Raw genomic sequence first — 23721 nt, 5'->3', positions numbered from 1 at the left:
CAAGTCCTATTTCACAGCCTGGATGCGCGCAACCAGATCCTTCATTTGCGGTGTCGTAATAAAGCGATCATAGACCGGCTTCATTACCGCCTGAAACGAGGCTTTGTCCGGCTCTACAATTTGCGCCCCTCCTTTTTCCACGACCGCGCGGGATTTTTCCTCACGCTCTGCCCACAGTTTGCGCATATAAGGAACCGACTCCTGAGCTGCCTGGCGAATGAGTTGCTGGTCCGCTGCAGGCAGCTTGTCCCACTGCCGTTTGGAGTACACCAGGATCTCCGGCGTCATCGTGTGCTCTGTCAGCGAAAAATACTTGGCCACTTCAAAATGATGACCGCTATCGTAGCTGGGAAAGTTATTTTCTGCTGCGTCCACCAGGCCGGTCTTAAGGGCCGTATACACTTCGCCCATCGGCATAGGTGTCGCGTTGGCACCAAGCGCTTCAACCATGGCGACCGACAGATCAGACTGTTGTACCCGGATCTTCATCCCTTTGACATCCGCAACGGTTTTAACCGGTTTGTTGCGGGTGTACATGGAGCGCGCGCCACTGTCATACCATGCCAGACCTACAAAACCAGCATCTTCGCAAGACTTGAGAATCTGGCTTCCGATATCGCTATCGAGCACTTTGTGTTGATGCTCTACTGAACGAAACAGAAATGGCAGCGACGGTACCCGTGTGGTTTCACAGATGTTATGCATGGCAGCACTACTCACCCGCGCCATGGCCAGCGCTCCCAGCTTGACCTGTTCGATCGAGTCGTCTTCGCTACCCAGCTTGCTGCCTGAAAATACCTTGACCGTAATACGGCCATCGCTTTTTTTCTTGATTAGATCGCCCATATACTCCACCGCTTTCACTGTGGGATAGTCACTGGGGTGAATGTCTGCCGAGCGCAGCTCAAGCGCCTGGGCGATGCTCATGCCTGCAAACGCAAACATGGCGGCGGTCACGATCTGACCGAAACGGCTGGGGGCCAATTGCATTGTCTTCCTCCGGGTTGGAACTGATATTGTTGTTTGATAAGAACTGATTGATTGATAAAACGGTAAAGCGTGGTTACTGCAATGCTGCGCGCCGACCAGCAAGAGCCGGTTTCTATCATTGATCACAATCGCCTAACCGCACTCGCTTAATCACGATAGCTTGGCTCCTGCATACCGCAAGTTCCCGGCTTGATGGCGAACACGGCACCATCCAGGGCGTCAGCCGCCGCATCTGCGGGGCGTATGCTGGTCACGAACAACGTATCAAGACTGCGGCCGCCAAAGGCGCACATGGCAACCCTGGGAACCGGCACCTGCACAGTGCGATCCAGAAGGCCGGCGGGCGTATAGCGATAGACCCGTCCCGCTTCGTTGCCACAAATCCAGTAGCAACCATCCTGGTCTATTGCAGCGCCGTCAGGACGTCCGGCAGGCAAGGCTTCAATGAAAACGCGCCGATTGGCCGGCAATCCGGTGTCGGGATCGTAGTCATACACCCACACCGTCTTGCGTGATGGATGGGAGTCCGACAGATACATATGGCGACCATCGGGGCTAAACGCCATGCCATTTGGCACAATCATCGGCTCGGCCAGCGGCATGGCGAGCTCACCGGCCGCGTAACGGTATAGCCGGCCTACCGGCGCGCCTGCAGCCATGTCCATGAGCATGGTGCCGGCCCAGAAGCGACCCTGGCGATCGCAGCGACCGTCGTTAAAACGCATACCCGAACGCGCATGCATCACAGTTGCCATAGGCTGCACGCTTGGGGCGGGATCGGCCGCCGTCAAATCAGAGAGAGAAAAAATTCCGGTTTCCATGGCTGCCAGCCAGCCATCGGCCCGCATGGCGATGCAGCCGGCCATCTCGGGCAAAGACCATTGATCTATCGCGCCACTCGCTGGCCCATAGCGCCACAATCGCCTGGCCGGAATGTCAGTCCAGTAAAGTGCCTGGTGCTGCGGATGCCATACCGGGCTTTCTCCCACCTGGCACAGCATATTGCCGACACGATCAACATGGGCGTGCGTCATGCAAATACTCCTGTCCTGGCCGTGCAGGCATCACACTCATCATTACCGTACGCAAGTCGTTGCAGGGTCGGCGCGCTTGCACGACAAGTGCCGCCTGTCTGGTGGAACATGGGCCGCCCATATCGATAAAGGGATATGACGTCCGATAAGATTTTCTGCCTTCGGCCCAATTTGCATCCTCCTGGAGAGTGCGAGGAAAAGTTGCCGAGCGAGCCATGCTGTTCCGTGAAAGTTTCCTTTTGCTTCATGTAAAAAGCCAAGACTCGCGGCAAGCAGAAGGAAAACAGAAAAATGGATTTCATGAGGATGATCTGCGCTTTTCATTGTATGACATCATACAAGTATGTGCGTAGTATGGAATTCAATATTTTGGCTGTCAAGCATTCATTAATTCGGGATATCCCTTGTTTGTCGCGTGAATCCACGAGGCCGTTCCCGAGTTAAAAACCTGCACAAGATTGCCCATCATCACGCGGCAAAAGCACCACATTTGCAATCGGCCAATGACATTTGTAAATCATGACAGCCTTGCATATTCCATAAACAGTACATAGCAGAAAAAGGGCCACGGTAGTGACCACAGGCAGCTTCTGCCACCAGCCGTGGCACCCCTTTTTTGATTCCTGCAAAACTGCCAAATAGCTGGACAATACTGTGATGCGCAGCAGCATCGATCGATTAGATTGAACAATTGATCTGCGGATTGGTGTATATTGGCCGATAGCTTATTCCAAATATGGAATTAGTTAAAATCAATCGCCAGTATATATACTTATTGTTCCATATATGGAATTCATAATTCTGTAATAAGTATTTTTCTATCGATTTTAGAAGTCCATAATGAAGTCACTGAAACCTGCAGTGCATCAAAACCGATTCACACTTGCGCAGATTTCTACCGATCATTTATGGAGTTAACAATCATGAAAAACGTACTTGCTTCCCTTATCTTTGGTGCCGCTTTTGCTACTGGCGCCGCCCACGCCGCCGGTTTCTCAGAAAGCCAATATGGCTTCCCTGAAAATGCGGTCAGCCCCGTGCAGCAAAATCTGATCGTTGAACAAAGCGACACCAACGATTCTGCCTACCCTGCCATTCTGGTTCGCAGCACCGATAGCCGTGCTGATGTGCAACGCGATCTGGCTGCCTATCAGGCAGAACATCCTGCAGACGAATACCTGGGTGACTAAGTCAGGAACGCGCCAGCTATTACAGCTGGCATAGCGTAAAAAAAGCCATATTCCACAACGGATATGGCTTTTTCTTTGTTGATCAGGCTATTTTTGGTTGATTGTTACGGTTGGCTGGCCAGCAGCGCTTTGATATCCGCAATTCGGTAAGCAGCATTCCCCTTCATGACCTGGCTGAATACTTCAATAAATGCTCGTGTGGCTGGCGACAGCAAACGGCGCCCGGGCGTAACGCACCAGACGATCGCTTCGGGTAAATTCCAGCCCGGCAACGCAGGCACCAGCGTGCCGTTTTCAACAAACGGCCGGGCCATGGGTTCGGGCAAACCGCCGATGCCCATGCCGTGCAGCGCCATGGTCCGCTGCAGCCCCAGGGAGTTTGAGCTGAACATGCAGGCTGGCGAGCCTTCCCAGAAATCGGTGCCGCGGCTCAATCGCCAGCGCCGAATGTCACCCATGCTATTCATCAGCATCAGTCCACGATGTGTCTTCAGATCTTCCGGCTGCTGCAGCGGGCCATGCTTGATCATATAAGAAGGACTGGCATACAGGGACGTCACCAGTGTCGCAAGACGGCGGGCGACCAGGCTATTGTCATCGGGCAAGGAGGTAGCCACACGAATCGCAGCATCGAATCGTTCAGCCAGCAGATCCACCCGTCTTGCAGACAGATCCAGCTCCAGCCGCACATTCGGATGCTGTTCTGAAAACAAAGGCAAAAACTCGGCGAGCGCATGTTCAAAAAAATCGGGAGGAAATGACACCCGCAATGTTCCCTGAGGCGTCGCCTGCCGGTTCAGGGCGAAAGCCATTGTCGTTTCCGTTTCATTGACCAGCCGTCGGGCATGTTCGAGGACCTCGCTGCCAAACTCAGTGATCATCAGCTTGCGCGTGCTGCGAGTGATCAGGCGCTCGCCCAGCTCTGTCTCCAATCCGCTAATGCGGCGCGACAGAGTGGATTTAGGCAGGCCGAGCCGGTCTGCTGCGGCGGAAAAACTACCGGAATCCATGACCTGGGCAAAAAGAATCAGGTCGTTTGCGTTAAGTGTCATGACGGTTTTGATTGTTCCAGATAAAGGAAAAAGAGTTCCGAATTTCGGTCTTCAGAATCCGTAATATACCCCATACAATAACAGTATCAGTGGTGCAACAGAGGACGCGCTGCATTCAGTGCAGATCCATTGCAAACGCAATTGAAATGCGGCCTTTGAAACACCCCAATCAATTATCAAGGAATAAATAAAATGCTAAATATCAGAAAAAGCGAAGAACGCGGTGTTGCCGAGCACGGATGGCTAAGTTCACGTCATTCTTTTTCATTCGGCGGCTATCATGACCCCGCTCATACCGGATTTGGCCCGTTGCTTGTGATAAACGAGGACCGGGTACAACCTGGACGCGGTTTTGGCAAACACGGTCATCGCGACATGGAAATTATCTCATATGTATTGGAAGGCAAACTGGCTCACTCCGATAGTATGGGCAACGGTTCGGCCATTGGCTACGGCGACGTGCAACGCATGAGCGCCGGAACCGGTATCATGCATAGCGAATATAATGATTCGGCCGAGCAACCAGTGCACTTTCTGCAAATATGGATTGAACCGGACAGAGCCGGCATCGCTCCCGGGTATGAAGAAAAAGCCTTCACACCGGCAGAGAAAAAAGGCCGCCTGCGCCTGATCGCTTCCCCCGACGGGGAGCAGGGTTCAGTGCTGATCCATCAGAATGCAAGAATATATGCCAGCATCCTGAATGGCGATCCCGCACTGAGCCACGAACTGGCTGAAGGACGTGCTGGGTATGTGCATGTGGCCAAAGGCAGCGTGACTGTCAATGGCCGGCAGCTACAGGCAGGCGATGCGTTGAAAATTACGGATGAAAAATCCGTGATTCTGGAAAATGGCAGCAACGCCGAAGTATTGGTGTTTGATCTGCCTGCGCTATTCTAAGCGTCACTGCCGCTGGCCGTTCAGACAGCAGGCACCGCATTCAGTTGCGGCCTGCAGCCAGAATGGCACCAGACGCATAGAGGTCTTGCCGCAGTTGCAGGTCAATCGCCATATAATGAAAAGCCACCGATCCGGCAGGAGGAGACAACGGGCCGGACCGATGGTAAAAACGTTGTAAAACGGATCGTTGAAAATTGATCGTTGCTAATTGATTTTATGCTATTTCAGTCGGCACGATGCGCCAGGACAGGTTCGCCTTCAATGGCTACCGATGAGGAGCCATCCGGCCCAACCGGGATATCGCCCACCAGCGTGGTACGGTAAAGCTGGCGATCAAATGCAGTGTCAAATATATCTACCGGTGGTAGATGGGCTGTAGAACGATTATCCCAAAACGCAATTGATCCGGGTTCCCATTTGAAACGTACGGTGTATTCCGGTCGAATCACATGTTCAAACAGCAACTGCAACAACTGCTCGCTTTCGCGCGGCGCAAGACCCACAATATTTTTAAGAAATGACGGGCTGACATAGAGCGCCCGCTCGCCGCTCTCGGGATGCACCCGAACCAGCGGATGGTGGCTGACCAAAGGACGTTTCCTGACATCCTGCTCAAACGCCGTCTTCGGCTGGGCGCCCTCCGGCGGCGCAAAGCGGTGCTCGCCAACCAGCGTATCTACGAATGCGCGCAGGGTTGGTGATAATCCGCGATAGGCAGCTACCAGATTGGTCCATTGGGTATCGCCTGAATAAGGGGGAATGGTTACCCCACGAAGGATGGAAGCAAAAGGCGGATTCACGGCAGCAGTGACATCAGTATGCCAGCCTGTCCACGGTCGCACCAGGCGCTGACCATCAAAGCGGTTGGCCTTGCGATTGCGTCCGACCGAATAGACTTCTGGATGACCTTGCACATAGCCAAAGACAGGATGACCAACGGTAAGCTGGCCAAATTGCCGGCTGAATGCCACATGCTGTTCATGGCTCAGGTACTGATTGCGAAAGAAAATAACTTTCCACTTGAGCAGTGCTGCGCGAATGCCAGCAATCTGCGTTGGCGTCAGGGTAAAGCGCAAGTCCAGACCATCTATTTGCGCCCCAATATGCGCGGTAAGCGGCGTAATGGACAGCTGCGTTGTCGGTAACGGGGCAGTGGCCACCGCCTGTGCATCTGTTGCTTCAAGTACATATGACATATCAAATCCTTTTAGATGATTGCACGGCTGCAACCTCAGGTTATTGAACTTGCGGTAAATTCAAGGCGCCGCCAGGGCTGGTCGTGCGAGCGCGATGGGCGCGACATCGGCCTTGGCATCGGTGGCCGGCGTCTGCGCGCCTTGCGATGCAATCACCGCATGCCGATCATTCGCCAGCGGCTTGGGCACCATGCCGTCCAGACGATTTTGGGCGACGACAATATCGTTGAATCGCGCATCAAGAAATGGGTCAACCGTTACCTTTTTCTGCAATGCACCGGTTTCGTAAAGACCGTCAGCGATCTGCTGATAAACCTGCCTGAGCCGGTTTTCTATCGGGTAGTAGGTGCCCAGCCCTGATTTGTCGTACAGATATTTACCCTGCTCATACGTCAGTCCTTGCTGCTTCACATAGCTTGCGTTGATCCATTGTGCTGCGTGACGTTGTTGCCAATTCAGGACCTGTACCGCGCGTCGTGTCAGATCTGCCAGCGCCCGCACTTTGTCCGGATCGTCCAAGACCGATTGGCGCGTGACCAATACATTGAGGCCCCAGTTATGCCCTGTGCCATCTTCAATAATCGGCGGGCTACCCAACCTGAACAATTGCTGGCCCAGGACAATGGCTGCGTCCACTGAACGCGAAGCGAACGTTGGCGCGACTTCCGATCCGGCCAGTGCCACGTTGCGGATATCCTTGCGAATATCCAGACCGGCCGAATGCAGGATACCGCTCAGGATCATATGTCGACCCGTGCCAGGCGGATAGGCAATCGTTTTACCCGCCAGATCGGATGCTTTCTGAATACCGCTACCGGGTTGGGCCACCAGAAAAATATTGCCCGGGCTGCCCGGATTGGCAATGGCGGCAATCACCTTCAGATCTTTGACGCCAGCAGCCAGCGCAATGGGCAACGGCGCTTCGCCGATGAAACCAACATCAACCGCGCCAGCCACCAGTGCTTCCAACACCGCCGGCCCGCCGTTGAAATTGGCAAATGTAATGTTGTATGGCGCGTTCGCACCCAGCCCCGAGATTTTCCATGGAATGGAAAACTGGTCGCTCTGTTCTGCGACAACCAGACGCACGCCCGCGGGAACGGCATCCTGCAGCTTTTGGGAAAGACTGGCCTGATCCTCTGTTGCCGCCACCGCCATTCCGGACAAGCACATGAGCAACAAGGTTCGGATGCCGGTGCGCAGGCGCACCTGGGCGCATATCCTGGAACGAAACCGGTTCATCTGACGGCAAAAGAGCAACTGCATGGCGACCTCTCCTTGTTAATTGATCACGAAAAAATTATTCTGCTCAGGCTTGCGCAACACCCAGTTCCTGCAACAGCGCAGCGCGCAGCTGACCGAAGCGCGGACTATTGCGTCGAACCGGATCGTCAATGGCGACGGGTTCGTCAAAGGCGATATGGCCGTCTGTCAGCACCAGAACACGATCGGCCAGCAACATGGCTTCATCCACATCATGCGTCACCAGCAGCACGGCCGGCCGGTGTCGCTCATACAGATTGCGCAATAGCACATGCATACGCAGCCGTGTCAATGCATCAAGCGCACCGAATGGTTCATCCAGCAAGAGCAGTTGCGGTTCGCGCACCAATGCCCGGGCCAGCGCGGCGCGCTGCGCCTCACCACCAGACAGCGTGCGCGGCCAGGCCTGCGCATGGCGCGCCAGCCCTACCTCATCCAATGCCTCAACAGCACGCTGGCGTGTGGACCCATTCCGGGGCAATCCAACTGTGATATTTCGCAAGACCCGCTGCCACGGCAACAGCCTGGGTTCCTGAAACACAATGGCACGCCTGGCCGGCACCCGCACCTGACCGCTGACCTCTGCGTCAAGCGCCCCCAGCACGCGTAAAAAGGTGCTTTTGCCTGAACCGCTGCGCCCGAGCAGCGCCACAAACTCGCCCTGCCCGACCGTCAATGACAGCCCGTCAAGGACCTTGCGGGTACCGAATAGCTTGTCCAGCGATTGAACCTGGACAGCAGCAGGATTACTGGCCATCAAATACCCTCCGCCATTGCAGCAACCGTGATTCCAGATACCGAACCAGGCTGAGCGAGAGCAGGCCCAGCATCGCATATACCGCCAGCAGGACAAAAATAATATCGACCCTGAAATACTCGCGTGCGTCGGACATCATCCGGCCCAGCCCCAACGGGGCATTGATGGTTTCGGCAAAGATCAGCGCCAGCCAGGCACTGGTCAGGGCAATGCGCAGGCCCACGAGAAAGCCCGGCAGCGCGCCCGGCAAAATTACAGTCGTAATCATCTCGCGGCGCCGCACGCCTAATGTGGTGGCCGCCTCTATCAGCGATGCATCAACATTGCGAATTGCACTGTAGGTGTTGATATAGATGGCCACCAGCACGCCCAGAGAGATAAGAATGATCTTTGAATCCTCGCCAATTCCGAACCAGGCAATCAGAACGGGCAACAAAGCGAAATTGGGTACCGCCCGCAGAATTTCCATATTGGCATCCACGATGTTTTCCCCGGCTCGCGACAATCCGCTTGCGATGGCGCCTGTCAGACCGACTGTCAGGCCCAGCGCCAGGCCGGCAAGCACGCGCTGCAGCGACGACCATAAATGCGTTTGTAATTCGCCTGAGGCCAGCAGCGCATAGGCAGTGCTAAGAACGCTGTATGGCGCTGGCGTCGTACGCGGATCGAAAATCTGCGCAGAACTGAACAACTGCCATAATCCCAATAGCAACAGCGGCCCGAGCAAGCGTTGCACAGAGCGCGGAATGCGACTTGGCCGCTGGCGGGTTTGTGCAATGACTGTAGGATCAACCAACCCGGCCGGTTCCATGGCGCGGCTACCGTACAGGTTCGCAGGCGATTGTCGGGTCAGCAGTTCAACTGGGTAATCAACGACCGATGAAACAATGCCGGAAGAAGGGGAAACCATCGTGTTCATGTCCACTTTCAGGTTAATCACCGGTGTCGGCCTGTTCACTGGCCGACACCCGGACTCATGCCGCCAGAAACGGCTGGCCTTCAATCGAGCTTGAGCGCTCGCCCAGCGGTCCGACTGGAACGTCGCCCACCAGGGTAATACGGTGTAATATGCGCGCCACATCCAGATGCTCAAAATCACGCGGGGCCAGGTGCAGTACCGCACGGTTGTCCCAGAAAGCGATGGACCCGGGCTCCCACCGGAATCTGTCGGTGTAGACGGGGTTGGCAATGTGTTCAAACAGCAAATCCAGGATATGACGGCTTTCCCTGGCTGATACACCGACAATGTGCCGCGTGAATGACGGATTGACGTAAATCACTTTTTCGCCTGTGTCCGGGTGTATCCGCACCACTGGATGCACCGATGCCAACGGCTTGTTGCGCACCCATTCGCCAATTTTCTCATTGCTGCGCTCAGCGTTCTGGCTGGAGCCGAAACGATGCTCGGCGCGCAGCGTGTCGATCAGATCACGTACTGGCCTGGACAGACCACGATAGGCCGCAGCCACATTGGTAAAGTGAGTATCGCCGCCAAATTCGGGCACGACTTCGGCGCGCAGGATTGAGTAGGCTGGCGGGTTGATCAGCGGCGTCACATCCGCGTGCCAGCCCGGACCGTTACTGCCCTCCTGCCGACGATACTGATCGCCATAGCGTTTCTTGTAGGCCTCAGGCGATACCGTGTGAATTTCCGGGAAACCGCTGGGCGCCAGATCACCTTCATAAGGATGTCCCGGTGTTACGTCGCCAAACTGCCGGCCGAAAGCGATATGCTGGGCGTGATTCAGGTGCTGATCCCGGAAATACACCACACCCCATTTGTTCAGCGCACCACGTATGGCGGCAATCTGCTCGCGGGAAAGCGGCTTGGTCAGGTTGGCGCCGGTGATCAGCGCACCGGTGTAACCGGACTGGGGCAGAACCTGGATCTGTTGATTGACGGGAAGTTCCCGGACCTTCAATGCTGTGGTACTCATAGGACGATTTCCTTATGGTGATTGATTACTGCTGTCCGGTGATATGGCAACTGTGATAAATATTATGCTATGACGATCACCGTCTGACAAAGTCTACGCAGGCCACTTTGAATAGGGAACGTTTTTTTCGCGATAAGAAAAGACCCGATTCGCATTAGAATTTGTGGTCATTTTCAAATGCAATGCCTGGCATGGGGAGGATGAAACAATGGCCGTTGCTGCAAGTGCCAACCCCGCCCGACCATATTGCGCACACGCAAAAAATGGTAAAGTGAAGTTGCCGTCTTTTGTATTGATGGCTGCGTATTTCAACTGACTTCCATGCCCGACGACCAGACGAGTTCCCATGAATAGCCGAGACCCCCACTTCGAAAATGAAACCCTGCAGGCCATCCTGACCCGCAAAAGCGTGCGCGGCTTTTTGCCCGATCCGGTTTCCACCGACGACATCCGCACCATTTTGCATGCGGCCGCCCGCGCACCCAGCGGCAGTAACATCCAGCCCTGGAAAGTTCATGTGGTGAGCGGCGCCTCGCGCGACGCCCTGGCGCAGGCCTTGATGCAGGCACACGACAATGGCGAGCAGGAACAGCGTGAGTACCAATACTACCCGGTAAAATGGCGCGAACCTTACCTGGCAAGACGGCGCGAAACCGGCTGGTCGCTGTACAACACGCTGGGCATCACCCGCGAGGACAAGGCCGGCATGAAACGCCAGCATGGCCGCAATTTTGCGTTTTTCGATGCACCGGTTGTCCTGTTCATTACGCTGGACAACGACATGGAGACCGGCAGCTGGATGGACACCGGCATGTTTATCCAGACCATCATGATTGCAGCCAGATCGCTGGGGTTGCATACCTGCCCCCAGGCGGCACTGAGCAACTATCCCGGAATCATTCGCCAACACCTGCAAATCGCAGACGACCAGATCATCGCTTGCGGTATTTCGCTGGGCTATGAGGATACCGAACATCCGGCCAATCAGTTTTCCACCAGCCGGATTGGGGTTGATGAATTTACGGTGTTTCACGCTGATGGACAGGAACAGGCATCATGACCGACGCCGCCCGCCCCCTGCAAGCGCCGCAGTCCAACAGCCTCCTTTGTTCACTGCTGCCCGTTTTGCAACTGCCACCACGGTATGTGCAAGAACATCTGCAACTGGGTGCGGGAAATTTTTTACCGTCCAATCTGCAGGTCAATGAACTGGCATGCGGCGCCGTGGCTGCTGCCGCATTGTCCGCCGCCGATCTGCGCCAGGCGCAGACCGTGACGGTCGAGCCCGCGCAAGTGTCTGTTGCCTTTCGCAATGATCAATTGCAAACAATCGACGGCGAGCACGCTGCGGTATTCAAGTCTCACTCAGGTTTTTTTCAAACCAAAGATGGCTGGGTCAGGTTGCATGGCAACTATCCCCATCACCGCCAGCGCCTGCTGGAGGCGCTTGGCCTGCCCGATGCGTGCCCGCGTGAACAGTTGGCCGATACCCTCAAACAGTGGCGCGCTATTGATGTAGAAGAAACAGTAACCGCAGCCAAAGGCATTGCCGTCAAGGTGCGCGATACTGCGCAATGGCAGCAGTCGGAACAAGCGCAGCAAGCCGCTGACGTGCCGCTGCTATCCATAGACAATATCGCGCGGCAAACGCCAATACCGCCCGGCCCCCAGCAGGGGCGGCCACGGGTGCTGGATCTGACCCGCGTGATTGCCGGACCCGTTGCCACGCGCACACTGGCTTATCTGGGCTGCGATGTGTTGCGGATTGATAATCCGGCCATGCCGGAGCTGCCGGTGCAACATGTGGACACCGGTGCCGATAAACGCTCTGCCCTGCTCGACTTGCGTGAACCCGAAGCATTGCACAGACTGCATGAACTATTGAGCACCGCCGATGTCCTGGTCACAGGCTATCGCCCGCAGGCACTGGCGGCTTTCGGGCTGGACAGTGCAACGCTGGCCCGAACCTACCCCCATCTGATTCACGCGACGCTATCGGCCTGGACGTTTGCAGGTCCGTGGAGGGATCGACGCGGCTTTGACAGTATCGTGCAGGCGGCAACCGGCATTGGCATGCTGGAATCTGCGGACGGTGCCACGCCCGGGGCCCTGCCTGCGCAGGCGCTGGATCATGCCACCGGCTATCTGCTGGCGGCCGGCATATTGCGTGCGCTCAAATGGCGCAGCGAACAGGGTGGCACCTGGCGCGTACAGGCACATTTGCTGGCGACAGCCAACTGGCTGCTTGCCAGTGGTGCCGCCACCGATAAAGGTATTTCACTTGCCGATGTGTCACCGTGGCAGTTGCGCCAGCCCAGCCCATCAGGAATCGTTATACAATCGCTTCCTGCCTTTGCCATAGACAGCCACGCCCGTTTTTCACAGGTCGGCGGTCTTTGGGGCAGTGACGATCCGTCCTGGCGGACCGACTAAACGGCTTGATAGCCTCCCTGCGCACCCCACTTCACCTACCTGCCTCATGCAACCTTCAACTTCCGGCACGACGCCACAACACGTGGCCCTGGCCCTGCTCGCGCTGTCCCTGGGCAGTTTTTGTATCGGCACCACTGAATTTGCCAGCATGGGAATATTACCGCTGATCGTAAGCGATCTGCAGGTAAGCATACCGACTGCCGGTCATGCCATTTCAGCCTACGCCATTGGCGTTGTGGCCGGCGCGCCGTTGCTGACCATGGCAGGCGCACGCCTGCATCGGCGACCGTTTCTGCTTCTGCTGTTTTTCATGTTCATTGTAGGCAATGTGCTGTCAGCGCTGGCACCCTCTATCGAATGGTTGATTGTGGCGCGGTTTCTGACCGGGCTGCCGCATGGCTGCTATTTTGGCGCGGGCGTTGTGGCCGGCGCCCATCTGGTCGGTAAAAGCAAGACCGGCAGGGCTGTTTCGCTGATCCTGCTGGGCCTGACCGTGGCCAATATCATTGGTGCGCCTGCTGCCACCTTTGCCGGACAGGTGCTGGGCTGGCGCAATACTTACCTGCTGGTAGCGCTGTTTGGTCTGGTGGCCTTCGGCTGTCTATGGCGCTGGCTACCCAAATCAGAGGCACTCAAGGGCAACCCGGTCAGCCAGGAACTGCATGGCTTGAAAACACCCAAAGCCTGGTTTCTGCTCCTGATTATCGCCATCGGCACCAGCAGCATTTTTGCCGTCTATACCTATATTGGCCCCATGGTGACGGATGTAGCCCATTTGCCTGCGGCGATGATTCCGGTCGCCCTGATGACCTTTGGCGCCGGCATGACCAGCGGCAACCTGCTGGGCGGCTATCTGGCTGATAAATATCAACAAAAGGGAATCATCATCGGCTTTAGCTGCGTGCTGATTGTGCTGTTTATTCTGGGCCTGACGGCAAGCTCTCCCTGGATGCTGTTGATCTGTATGTTTGGCATTGCGTTCAGCTCTATGCTGGTGGTGCCTTCCATGCAGGTTCAGATCATGTTGAGTGCCCCGCAGGCGCCGACGCTGATGGGCGCCTTGACGCATGCCGCTTTCAATGCCGCCAATGCACTGGGCGCCTGGCTGGGCGGCATCACCATTACCGCCGGTCTGGGTCTGGTTTCGCCTGTATGGGCGGGCCTGCTGATGACGCTGATCGGCCTGGTGATATTCCTGATGCGGGGTGTTATTCTGCGCAGACACCAACTGCGCACATAGCCCATTACGATGACGCTTGTGGTCACAATTACGTTTGTGATGAATATTACGATGGCGACGACGCTCGCGTGCTAGCCTGGCGCCCGATGCACTTCCGGGCGCACTGGCTGATCCAACATGGATTCTTGCCGGTTTACCAGCCCGCTTCCGTAACCAGCGTCTGCACCATTTGCGTAGCCGGCATCGCCCGGGCCAGCGCTGCGGCCTGGCCTGCCCATTGTGCGGCAAACTCATCATTACCTTTGGCGCTGGCGGCGGCGTTCAATGCCTTGGCCGCATCATAGGTCATGGAATAGCCAGGGGTGGGCGGACGGGCGCTTGCCGGTTCATCAATATACAGGCGATTGCGCAAGCCACGCGCCGCACGCCCCGACAGGGTTGTCGTAACACGAGTGTCATAAGCGCGTTCGCTTTGCAATGCCTTGCGGTAGGCGGCATTGGCGGCCGATTCCGGACACAGTATAAATGCCGTGCCGCATTGCACGCCAGCCGCCCCCAGGGCCAGCGCGGCCTTGATGGCAGCACCATCCATAATGCCGCCAGCGGCCACCACCGGTAATGCGGACTGGGTTGCCAGCATATGCACCAGGGCGAACGTACCATACTGGGCATCGCCCTTCTCCGGCTCGAATACGCCCCGGTGTCCGCCGGCTTCATACCCCTGGGCAACCAGCACATCAATGCCGGCAGCCTCTATCTGCCGAGCCTCTGTCGGCGTGGTTGCGCTGGCCATCAAGACGATGCCGGCGTTTTTCAACGCGTCAATATATTCCTGCGACGGCAGGCCGAAATGGAAACTGACCACCGCCGGACGGGTTTCCAGCACCAGTTCAAGCATATCCTGGTAATCGGGAAACGGCCGGTAAATGTCCTTCAGTTCAGACGGCGGTGTGGCCCCGAACTCTTCGAACATGGGACGCAGGTGCGCCAGCCATGCCTGGCTGGCTGCGTGGTCCGGCGTAGTCGGCCGATGACAGAAGAAATTGATGTTTACCGGCTTGCGCGTCAGGCGCTGGGTTTCGGTGATCATACTGCGCGCCTGATCCAGCGAGGCTGACGCCAGCCCTAATGAGCCCAGTGCTCCCGCCTCCGATACGGCAGCGGCCAGTGCCGGCGTGGTCACGCCCGCCATAGGCGCCTGAATCAGCGGATATGTTGTATTCAATAATTGGACGAGTGATTTGCTCATGACATTCCTTTTTGCGTGACTGCTCGGCCCGGCCGGGCCAAATGCAGCAACAGCACGGGTCAACACATGCAGCGCTTTACGATGTCCGACATCAGGTTTGCCGGCCCATCATACCAAAGCAGCAGGCAAAATTTGCCCTTGTCATACATCGCATTGGGGTTTTGGGTGAGGGCGACGTAGCCGGCATAGGCATAGTCGCTATAAACAAAACCAACAGAACAAGGCGTCGCGCGCTACCGGACAGGGCTGAGCACAAGGTAGAGCGAACCTCAGCAGCGTCGCACCCCAGGTATTCAAAAAAAAAATGGCGCCCGCCTGTGCAGCCGCCATTTTCTTTGAAAAACGGCCTGCACGCGTGCAGGCCGTCCATACTCTTACTCACCACTTGATTCAATACCCCAGGGTGACGCCATCCGGATTACGCGGATCAGAATAGCCATACATCATATTGTCGCGAATCTGTATGGTTTGCGTGCGGCCCATTGTGGGCTTGACGACGACCTTGTAACCCTGTTTTTTCAGCAGCTCGATGGTATCGGGACTGAATCCGGGTTCCAGCCGCAGTTCGTCCGGCAGCCATTGGTGGTGAAAGCGCGGCAGGGCAGCAGCAACAGCCGGGTTCATGCCAAAATCAATACTGTTGGTGAGCGTCTGCAACACAGTTGTGATAATGCGGGCACCGCCGGGGCTACCGGTCACCAGCCAGGGCTTGTTGTCCTTGAGTACCATGGTTGGTGTCATGGACGACAATGGCCGCTTGCCAGGCTCAATGGCATTGGCTTCCCCACCAATCAGGCCGAAAGCATTGGGCACGCCCGGTTTGGCCGAAAAGTCATCCATCTCATTGTTCAGCAAAATACCGGTATTGCCGGCCACAATCCCGCTGCCGAAATTCAGATTCAGCGTATAAGTGACTGCGACTGCATTGCCGTCCTTGTCTACAACAGAGTAATGGGTAGTCTGGTCGCTTTCATATTTCTGCGGCGCGCCGGGCTTGATATCCTTGGCAGGCGTCACCTTCTCTTCGGCCACCAGTTTGGCCAGATCGTCAGCATAGGATTTGGCGATCAGGCCTTTTTGCGGCACTTTGACAAAATCGGTATCACCCAGATATTCGGACCGGTCAGCATAAGCGCGCTTCATGGTTTCTGCCATCAGGCGAATGGTTTTGGCGCTGTTGGGGCCCGATTCGTTCAGCGGGAAGTGTTCCAGCACATTCAACATCTGAATGATATGGATACCGCCCGAGCTCGGAGGCGGCATGGATACAACCTTGTAACCGCGATAATCGCCGGTCACCGGCTCGCGTTCCACCACTTTGTAGTTGGCCAGGTCTTCTTTGCTGATCAGACCCTGATGCTTGCTCATTTCCTGGACGATCTGCTCGGCAATGGCGCCCTTGTAAAATGCATCACTACCCTGTTCTGCAATCATTTTCATGGAGTTGGCCAGATCTTTCATGACCAGTTGCTCGCCTGCCTTGAGCGGTTCGCCATCCTTGAAGAAAATGGCCTTTGTGTTTTCCCACTTGCCCAGGTTGTCTTTTTCCACGGCCAACGCTTCGGCCAGCGTCGGGCTGACGGCGTATCCCTTTTCTGCCAGGGCAATGGCCGGCTGCATCACCTCTGCCAGCGGCATGGTGCCCCATTTTTTCAGAGCATGCTCCATCCCTTTGACCGTCCCCGGTACGCCAACGGCAAAGTGGGTATACAGCGATTTATTATTGATGACCTGGCCCTTGTCATCCAGATACATGTCGCGGCCGGCCTTTGATGGGGCCATTTCACGAAAATCAAGCGCAATGGTCTTGCCCGACTTGGCGTCGTGCACCATCATAAAACCGCCACCACCCACGTTGCCGGCATTAGGCAAGGCCACGGCCAGGGCAAAACCCACAGCCACCGCCGCGTCGACCGCATTGCCGCCTTTTTTGAGAATTTCCAGTCCGATCTCAGAGGCCAGGCGCTGTTCGGATGCCACCATGCCGTTTTTGGCGCTGACCGGATGGAAAATATCCATGTCGTAGTCATACTTGATGGTAGGGGGTGCCGGCAAGTTGACGGTGCTTGCTGCAGCGGGTGCTTCCTGCGCCGTAACCTGGCCGGCGCCCAGCGCCAATGCGACACTGATGCAGATTGCCGACAGCGCAAGCCGGCTTATTCTTTTGTCGAACAACATGTCTGTACTCCTCGATTTTTTTAGATGTATATCCTGAACAACCTGAGAAAACTCTCGTTGTAAAGGCTGGGTGTCAATGGATTGAACACGATTGTAAAATCATCCGCAACAAATTGATAGGTGTTGGTGCCGCTGTTTAACCCCTTCTTACAATCTGTTTTTTATTGCCCCGTGCAGATTTGGCGGTGCTTACCAGTCGCCACCCTTTTTCACCTGTTCCAGCTGACGGCGATCACGCTTGGTCGGACGACCATGCTCAAGACTGAGGGCGGGTTCACCGGCCAGCCGCCGCTGTTCCTGCGCGGCCTCGCGCGCCAGCCGGCTCGCTTCGGTCTCTTCATAAAGCGTGCGTGCAACGGGTGCCGGCCCCCGTATGGCTGATAACGCCAGCACCTGAACAGTGATCGTGGTCTGATCACGTCGGACTGCCACCACATCGCCCGGGCTCACTTCACGGGCCGGTTTGGCCGGTTGGTCGTTGACCAGCACGCGGCCTTTGCCTATTTCAGTGGCCGCCAGCGAGCGCGTCTTGTAAAAACGTGCTGCCCAGAGCCATTTATCAATACGTAGTTTTTCCATAGGATAATAGGTAAGCGGTTCTGCCCAAGCGGGCTCAATGCAGGCAAGTCGTCGTATCGCATGTCGCTCGGGAGGCGACAACCTGCCGAACTATTGTAGTCGCATTTGGCAGCGGGCGCGCCGGCGATTTTCACCTGCCACCCGGGGTTTGCCCGGCAACCGTCCTGCAGCGCCCGATTGGGTGTAAACTCTTTGCCGACATTCAACTCATTCCCTTAGGTATCATGAGCATCATGAAACGAATCATTCCCGCGCTTGCCGCCTGCGCCGCGCTACTGAGCATCACCGCCCCCGCCACTGCCGCCGCCGATGATATTGGCTGCGTCAGCACCACCTGGCGTATCGTCAACAACGACAAGGTCTGCGTCCAGTCTTTCAGCGATCCGCAGATCGAAGGCGTGACTTGCCATTTGTCCTACGCCAAAACCGGTGGTGTGTCCGGCGCGCTGGGTTTTGCAGAAAACCCGTCGCGTTTCGCATTGTCATGCCGCCAGACAGGCCCGCTAAAAGCGGCGCAGCCTGTGCGCAAGGTACAGGAAGACGTGTTTACCCAGCGCATGAGCTTTCTATTCAAGGGGCTCAATGTCTCGCGCCTGATCGACACGGAAAACAAATCGCTGATCTATCTGGTTGTCAGCGAAAAACTGATCGACGGCTCGCCCTACAACAGCATTTCCGTCGTGCCGCTGATGCCCTGGGGCGATACCGAGCCGGCCATCACATTCAAGTGAGTTCGCCATGACAACGAACGCAAGCAAGGGCGCGTTGCATGATTGTTGATGTGCTGTCGGGGCTGGACACGACACGTCCATGGTGGTCGCCTTTGCGCGCCTGGCTGCCGGGCCATGCACATTGGGACGCGGCCCCAGGGGTAGCAGCGGGCATGAACTCACCCATGCCAGTTGCGCTATTGCTCAATGCGCTGGCGCCGACAACGTGCCCGGTCCGCTTTACCAGCCAGTCTGCCCTGCCTGCCGGCATGGCCTATGAGCAGTTCATCGGACAGAACGGTATGTGCCCGACGCGGGACAATTTGCATGATTTTTTCAATGGCCTGTGCTGGTTCCGGTTTCCCAAAGTAAAAACCCTGTTCAACAAGATCCAGTGCCGGCAGATTCTGCGCCAGGGGGTAGGCCAGCGACGCGGCGTGGTCCGCGATACGATCACCCTGCTTGACGAGGGTGGCCTGTTTCTACAAGCGCCATCCCCCTTATGGGACGCGATTGAGCAACGGGATTGGCGCCGTGCTTTTATCAAGGAACGCGCCTTGTGGCAGCAGACGCAGATTGCCATTATCGGCCATGCTCTGCTGGAAAAATGCGTGAATCCTTACAAGGCAATCACGGCAAATGTCATACGCATCCCGTCGGATACGCCCGCCGGCGCTATCGACGAAGTAATGGCGCAGACGTTGGCAAACCTGCTGACCGAGGAACAACTGCAGATCAAGCCACACTGCCCTTTGCCTGTCATGGGTATCCCAGGCTGGGATGCCGACAGTGAAAACCCGGGTTTCTACGACGACCCGCAGGTATTTCGCCCGCCGCGCCCTTAAGGGCTTTCCTGGCCCTTAGGGCCAGTAGAGATCATATAGCCGGTGAAAACCCGCCACGCAAATAAGAAGACCCCGTAGAAACCAATAAGATCCCTGCCCGTAGTGCGCAGCGGCCAGTGCTCGCGCAGCGCCTTTACCCGCTAAACACACCGTATTGCTGCAGTGCCTTGAACAGCATATAGGCAGCCAACGCAAACAGCAGTCCGGCAAAGACCTTGCGCAGTTTGTCTACCGGCAAGGTGTGCGCCATGCGTGCGCCTACCGGCGCCAATAACACACTCATGATCACCAGCAAGACGAGGGCTGGCCAGTAAACATAGCCCAGCATGCCGTCGCGCACGCCTACTTCGCGCAGGCCCGACAATATGTAGCCTACACTATTGGCCAGCGCGATGGGAAACCCCAGCGCGGCAGAGGTCGCAACCGCATTGCGCAGGGGCACATTGCACCAGACCATGAAAGGGACCGACAAAAACCCGCCGCCGGCGCCGACCAGGCCGGAAATAAAGCCGATGCCGGTACCCGCTGCTGTGCGTCCCACCATGCCGGGCAGTTGCCGGGACGGCTTGGGCTTTTTATTGCGCAACATGTTCACGCCCGAATAGCCAACAAACAGCGCAAAAAACAGCGACAGCGCAGCGCCATGTAAATAGGCAAACACCGCGCCGCCAGAAAGAAGACCGCCAAGCAGGATACCCGGGGCCAGCGTAAAGACCACGGGCCACAGAACCGCGCCCTGCCGATGGTGCGCTCGCATGCTGGAGATCGATGTAAAAAGGATCATGCCCATGCTGGTTGCGATCGCCGAATGAACCGCGAGATCGGGCGACATCAGGGAAGCGCCAAACAGCAGGGTCAGAAAGGGCACCAGCACCATGCCGCCGCCCACACCCAGCAGACCGGCCATGAAACCGCCAAAGGCCCCCAGACACAGCAAGGCAATAATGGTCAGCACGCTCATTGGCCGTCTCCGGCGTGGGTGTGCAAGGGCAATGGGAAAGCAGCAACCAAAACACGCCCGGTAGCGGCGCGACAGCCCCGCATTACTTCAGGTTTCCGGACAGGAACTGCTGCAGGCGTGGACTACGTGTATTGCCGAAAACTTCATCTGGTGGGCCTTCTTCTTCGACCGTACCCTGGTGCAAAAACATAACATGACTGGCCAGGTTGCGGGCAAAGCCCATTTCATGGGTCACCACAATCATGGTCCGCCCTTCTTCGGCCAGTTTCTGCATGACGCGCAGTACCTCTCCAACCAGCTCAGGATCCAGCGCCGAGGTGGGTTCGTCAAACAGCATCACCTCGGGTTCCATGGCCAGCGCACGGGCAATGGCCACGCGCTGCTGCTGGCCGCCAGACATCTGGGAGGGATATTGATTTTCCACGGCCGGCGGCAGGCCCACCTTGTTCAGGTATTGCCGTGCACGCTCGATCGCTTCGGCCTTCGGTACGCCCAGTACATGAATGGGCGCTTCAATAATGTTTTCCAGCGCCGTCATGTGTGCCCACAGATTGAAGTGCTGGAACACCATGGCCAGCTTGGTGCGAAATACCTGCAGGCGCTTTTCGTCGGAGACGCGCAAGCGCCCTCTGGCGTCCTTGCTCACCGTCAGCGTTTCACCGTTGAGCGATACCGACCCGCTATTGGGTTGTTCCAGGAAATTGATACAGCGCAAGAACGTACTTTTACCGGAGCCACTGGAGCCGATCATGGCGATCACGTCGCCGGCTTTAGCCTGCAGCGACACGCCTTTCAATACTTCGTTTTGTCCATAAGACTTATAGATGTTCTGAACATCGAGTTTATACATAACGATCCTAGTGTTGGCTGTGGCCCAGAAAGCCCAGCGTTCTCTTTTCCAGCCGGCGAAACAGTGCCACGAGAACAAACGAGACACACATATACAAAATGGCTGCCGTACCATAAGCAGCAAACGTCAGATAGGTAGCGGCGTTGGCGTCGCGCGCCACCTTCAGAATATCCGGCACAGTGGCGGTAAAGGCCAGCGACGTGGCATGCAGCATAAGAATGACTTCGTTGCTATAGGCCGGCAACGCCCGACGCAGCGCCGAAGGTAAAATAACCCGCGTATACATTTTATACCGGGACATCCCGAAAGCACGCGCGGCATCCAGTTCGCCATGCGCACTGTTTTTGATGTAACCGGCAAAAATCTCGGTCGTGTAGGCCAGTGTATTGAGCATGAGGGCCAGCACCAGGCAATTGTAGCCGCTCATGAAAAAAGTGTGCAGCAAGGGGGTATCGCGCACCACCTGCAGGCCGATGACGCCGCTGTAAATCAGCAAAATCTGCACATACAAAGGCGTACCACGGAACACGTAACTGAAGAACCAGATCGGCCAGGCGATCCAGCGATTGTTCGACACCCGCCCGACCGACATGGGAATGGCCAGCACCAGCCCCAGGGCCAGGGAGAGCACCAACACCCACAAGGTGACGGCCAGCCCGGAAAATGCAGTGCCATCCCAGAACAGCAGCGGCTTCCAGTAATCGTTCAGGATGGTCAGGAAATTATTAAGCGACTCGATCATAGCTGGGCCTCTCGCACGCCCACCGAATACTTGCGTTCCAGCAGCCACAGGACAATGTTGGACACGCTGGTGAGCACAAGATAGATGAGCCCGGCCACACAAATGAACAGGAACATGGACGAGGTGGCCCGACCGGCCCCCTGGGTTACCTGCACCAGGTCGGTAAGCCCGATAATGGACACCAGGGCCGTGGCCTTGAGCACGACCTGCCAGTTATTGCCTATGCCCGGCAGCGCAAAGCGCATCATTTGCGGAAACAGCACGCGCCGAAACACCTGGCTGCTGCGCATGCCATAGGCGCGCGCCGCTTCCAGCTGTCCGCGCGGCACGGAAAGGAAGGCACCACGAAAGGTCTCGGCAAAATAGGCACCGTAGATAAAACCGATAGTAAGCACACCGGCATAGAAAGGCTCGATTTCAATCACCTCCATACCCAGCATATCGGTGATTTCATTGAGCCCCATCTGGATACTGAAAAATATAAGCAGCATCAGCACCAGATCGGGCACCCCCCGGATCAGCGTCGTGTAGACCTGGGCCATGCCGCGCAACAGCCGGTTGCCGAACAATTTTGCGCTGGCGCCGATCAGGCCCAGCACAAAAGCGACCAGCAACGACAACAGAGCCAGCTTGATGGTTTCCCAGGTGCCGTGCAGGATTTGCGCGCCATATCCATGCAAAAACATGCTATGGCTTCACGTTGTTCAGGTTGATTTCACCCGGCTTGAAGTACTTTCCGGCAAGTTTGGCAATGGTGCCGTCCTGCTGCAATTGGCCCAGCGCCGTATCGATGGCCTGTTTGAGTTTGCTGTCCGACTTGCGCATGCCGATGGCGATTTCACCGGTCAATGCCTTGTCATCTGTAATGGCCGGGCCCACGAACGCAAAATTGCTGCCCGCAGGTTTGCTCAGAAAACCACTCTGCCCATTGGGCTTTTCAATAATGGCGGCGTCGATCCGACCGGCAGCCAGGTCGGCGAAGGTCTGGTTCTGGTCCTGATAGGAGACAATCTGCACGCCGTTGCTGCCCCATTTCTGTTTCGCATACGTTTCCTGGGTGCTGCCCTGCAGCGCGCCAACTCGTTTGCCCTTCAGGGAATCGACAGTCGGCAACAGTCCGCTATCCTTGCGAGCCATCAAGTGGGTGGGGATCCCATAGATGGGCTGGCTGAACGCCAGGATTTTTTCCCGTTGCGGCGTGATTTGCATGCTTGAGTGGATCAGCGAGATTTTGCGTGCCGCCAGGGCTGGAATCAGGCTATCGAAAGACTGCTCCACCCAGGTGCATTTGGCCTGCATTTTCTTGCAGATTTCGATCATGACATCGGCATCAAACCCCTCGATGTCCCCTGCGGCATTTTTGTACTCGAACGGCGCGTAGCCTGGCTCGATACCCACCTTCAATTCTTTCCAGTCACTGGCCAGCGCAGTTGCGCCAAAACCGGCAGACAGCCCCACCGTAACGGCGAGCAGCCAATTTTTCATATTCATCATCTTCTCACTTGCCAAATTTTGTCTTACCAAGCAAGCCTTGCGGGGGACGGTGACCAATCGCCACGGCCAGCACCCGCGCGCTTGCTGAAGTCGAAATAGTACTGATTTGTGAACCGTCTGACCACTAGGGATCACCTCTAGCGCAAATTTTGTCCGGATTGTTTTGCCCCAGGCAGTAGTC

24 protein-coding genes are annotated in these 23721 nt (G+C 56.4%); 7 read left to right on the top strand and 17 right to left on the bottom strand.

The window, feature by feature from the left end:
* Window positions 1-6: 6 nt before the first annotated feature.
* Both EV681_RS02670 and EV681_RS02665 read right to left on the bottom strand, forming a co-directional pair.
* Complete coding sequence (locus EV681_RS02670) at window positions 7-990, bottom strand: TRAP transporter substrate-binding protein (protein WP_423191189.1); 984 nt, start codon at window positions 988-990, stop codon at window positions 7-9.
* Window positions 991-1136: 146 nt separating this feature from the next.
* The gene (locus EV681_RS02665; protein WP_130303245.1) at window positions 1137-2024 is read right to left on the bottom strand and encodes an SMP-30/gluconolactonase/LRE family protein; all 888 of its coding nucleotides are present in this window, start codon (window positions 2022-2024) and stop codon (window positions 1137-1139) included.
* Window positions 2025-2947: 923 nt separating this feature from the next.
* On the opposite strand from EV681_RS02665, the gene EV681_RS02660 reads away from it, so the two are divergent.
* The gene (locus tag EV681_RS02660; protein ID WP_128393810.1) at window positions 2948-3214 is read left to right on the top strand and encodes a hypothetical protein; all 267 of its coding nucleotides are present in this window, start codon (window positions 2948-2950) and stop codon (window positions 3212-3214) included.
* Window positions 3215-3318: 104 nt separating this feature from the next.
* Here the strand turns inward: EV681_RS02660 and EV681_RS02655 are convergent, their stop codons facing one another.
* Window positions 3319-4266 (bottom strand): LysR family transcriptional regulator, encoded by a 948-nt coding sequence (locus EV681_RS02655; protein ID WP_128393809.1) that lies wholly within the window; start codon window positions 4264-4266, stop codon window positions 3319-3321.
* Between the two features lie 192 nt (window positions 4267-4458).
* On the opposite strand from EV681_RS02655, the gene EV681_RS02650 reads away from it, so the two are divergent.
* A complete protein-coding gene (locus tag EV681_RS02650) occupies window positions 4459-5166 on the top strand; it encodes a pirin family protein (RefSeq protein WP_130303244.1) in 708 nt (235 codons plus the stop codon).
* A gap of 224 nt (window positions 5167-5390) precedes the next feature.
* Here the strand turns inward: EV681_RS02650 and EV681_RS02645 are convergent, their stop codons facing one another.
* The 6 genes from EV681_RS02645 to EV681_RS22470 form a co-directional block, all read right to left on the bottom strand.
* Entirely contained in the window at window positions 5391-6362 is a 972-nt protein-coding gene (locus tag EV681_RS02645; RefSeq protein ID WP_128393807.1) for a TauD/TfdA dioxygenase family protein, read from the bottom strand.
* A 60-nt stretch (window positions 6363-6422) separates the two neighbouring features.
* Window positions 6423-7628 (bottom strand): ABC transporter substrate-binding protein, encoded by a 1206-nt coding sequence (locus EV681_RS02640; protein WP_128393806.1) that lies wholly within the window; start codon window positions 7626-7628, stop codon window positions 6423-6425.
* 43 nt (window positions 7629-7671) lie between these two features.
* Window positions 7672-8382 carry an ABC transporter ATP-binding protein gene (locus EV681_RS02635; protein WP_130303243.1) on the bottom strand — a complete coding sequence of 237 codons (711 nt, stop codon included), beginning with the start codon at window positions 8380-8382 and terminating at the stop codon, window positions 7672-7674.
* Window positions 8372-9340, bottom strand: a complete 969-nt coding sequence (locus EV681_RS02630; protein WP_242612117.1) for an ABC transporter permease — start codon at window positions 9338-9340, stop codon at window positions 8372-8374. Before EV681_RS02630 ends, EV681_RS02635 begins: the two co-directional genes overlap by 11 nt.
* A gap of 16 nt (window positions 9341-9356) precedes the next feature.
* Complete coding sequence (locus EV681_RS02625; RefSeq protein ID WP_130303242.1) at window positions 9357-10319, bottom strand: TauD/TfdA dioxygenase family protein; 963 nt, start codon at window positions 10317-10319, stop codon at window positions 9357-9359.
* Between the two features lie 93 nt (window positions 10320-10412).
* A complete protein-coding gene (locus tag EV681_RS22470) occupies window positions 10413-10667 on the bottom strand; it encodes a hypothetical protein (protein ID WP_165392919.1) in 255 nt (84 codons plus the stop codon).
* Between EV681_RS22470 and EV681_RS02620 the strand changes: the two genes are divergently transcribed.
* From EV681_RS02620 to EV681_RS02610, 3 genes are read left to right on the top strand one after another with little or no spacing between them, the layout of a single operon-like run.
* Window positions 10666-11379, top strand: a complete 714-nt coding sequence (locus EV681_RS02620; protein WP_130303241.1) for a nitroreductase family protein — start codon at window positions 10666-10668, stop codon at window positions 11377-11379. The genes EV681_RS22470 and EV681_RS02620 overlap by 2 nt on opposite strands.
* Window positions 11376-12752 (top strand): CoA transferase, encoded by a 1377-nt coding sequence (locus tag EV681_RS02615; protein WP_130303240.1) that lies wholly within the window; start codon window positions 11376-11378, stop codon window positions 12750-12752. Before EV681_RS02620 ends, EV681_RS02615 begins: the two co-directional genes overlap by 4 nt.
* A gap of 46 nt (window positions 12753-12798) precedes the next feature.
* Window positions 12799-13992, top strand: a complete 1194-nt coding sequence (locus EV681_RS02610) for an MFS transporter (protein ID WP_130303239.1) — start codon at window positions 12799-12801, stop codon at window positions 13990-13992.
* Window positions 13993-14125: 133 nt separating this feature from the next.
* Here the strand turns inward: EV681_RS02610 and EV681_RS02605 are convergent, their stop codons facing one another.
* The 3 genes from EV681_RS02605 to EV681_RS02595 form a co-directional block, all read right to left on the bottom strand.
* Entirely contained in the window at window positions 14126-15181 is a 1056-nt protein-coding gene (locus EV681_RS02605; protein WP_130303238.1) for an NAD(P)H-dependent flavin oxidoreductase, read from the bottom strand.
* A 390-nt stretch (window positions 15182-15571) separates the two neighbouring features.
* Window positions 15572-17359, bottom strand: a complete 1788-nt coding sequence (ggt, locus tag EV681_RS02600; protein ID WP_207226995.1) for a gamma-glutamyltransferase — start codon at window positions 17357-17359, stop codon at window positions 15572-15574.
* A 189-nt stretch (window positions 17360-17548) separates the two neighbouring features.
* Window positions 17549-17938, bottom strand: coding sequence for an RNA-binding S4 domain-containing protein (locus tag EV681_RS02595; protein WP_128393799.1), 390 nt, complete (start codon window positions 17936-17938; stop codon window positions 17549-17551).
* A gap of 233 nt (window positions 17939-18171) precedes the next feature.
* Between EV681_RS02595 and EV681_RS02590 the strand changes: the two genes are divergently transcribed.
* On the top strand, window positions 18172-18669 hold the full coding sequence (locus EV681_RS02590) for a CreA family protein (RefSeq protein ID WP_242612116.1): 498 nt from the start codon (window positions 18172-18174) through the stop codon (window positions 18667-18669).
* A 38-nt stretch (window positions 18670-18707) separates the two neighbouring features.
* Entirely contained in the window at window positions 18708-19493 is a 786-nt protein-coding gene (locus EV681_RS02585) for a DUF3025 domain-containing protein (RefSeq protein ID WP_130303237.1), read from the top strand.
* A gap of 133 nt (window positions 19494-19626) precedes the next feature.
* On the opposite strand, the gene EV681_RS02580 is transcribed toward EV681_RS02585, so the two are convergent.
* The 5 genes from EV681_RS02580 to EV681_RS02560 all read right to left on the bottom strand — a co-directional run bounded on the left by EV681_RS02580 (window position 19627) and on the right by EV681_RS02560 (window position 23540).
* A complete protein-coding gene (locus EV681_RS02580) occupies window positions 19627-20454 on the bottom strand; it encodes a sulfite exporter TauE/SafE family protein (RefSeq protein ID WP_128393796.1) in 828 nt (275 codons plus the stop codon).
* Between the two features lie 82 nt (window positions 20455-20536).
* Complete coding sequence (locus tag EV681_RS02575; protein WP_128393795.1) at window positions 20537-21304, bottom strand: ABC transporter ATP-binding protein; 768 nt, start codon at window positions 21302-21304, stop codon at window positions 20537-20539.
* Window positions 21305-21311: 7 nt separating this feature from the next.
* A complete protein-coding gene (gene hisM / locus EV681_RS02570; RefSeq protein ID WP_128393794.1) occupies window positions 21312-22046 on the bottom strand; it encodes a histidine ABC transporter permease HisM in 735 nt (244 codons plus the stop codon).
* Entirely contained in the window at window positions 22043-22732 is a 690-nt protein-coding gene (locus EV681_RS02565; protein ID WP_130303236.1) for an ABC transporter permease, read from the bottom strand. The genes hisM and EV681_RS02565 overlap by 4 nt, the downstream gene beginning before the upstream one ends.
* Before the next feature lies 1 nt (window position 22733).
* Complete coding sequence (locus tag EV681_RS02560) at window positions 22734-23540, bottom strand: transporter substrate-binding domain-containing protein (RefSeq protein ID WP_128393792.1); 807 nt, start codon at window positions 23538-23540, stop codon at window positions 22734-22736.
* Window positions 23541-23721 lie beyond the last annotated feature (181 nt).

Source organism: Advenella incenata (assembly GCF_004217095.1).
In the GTDB taxonomy this organism is placed as follows: Bacteria; Pseudomonadota; Gammaproteobacteria; order Burkholderiales; family Burkholderiaceae_B; genus Advenella; species Advenella incenata.
Note: the sequence above shows the minus strand (reverse complement) of the source record. Positions and strands in the feature narration are given on the sequence as shown.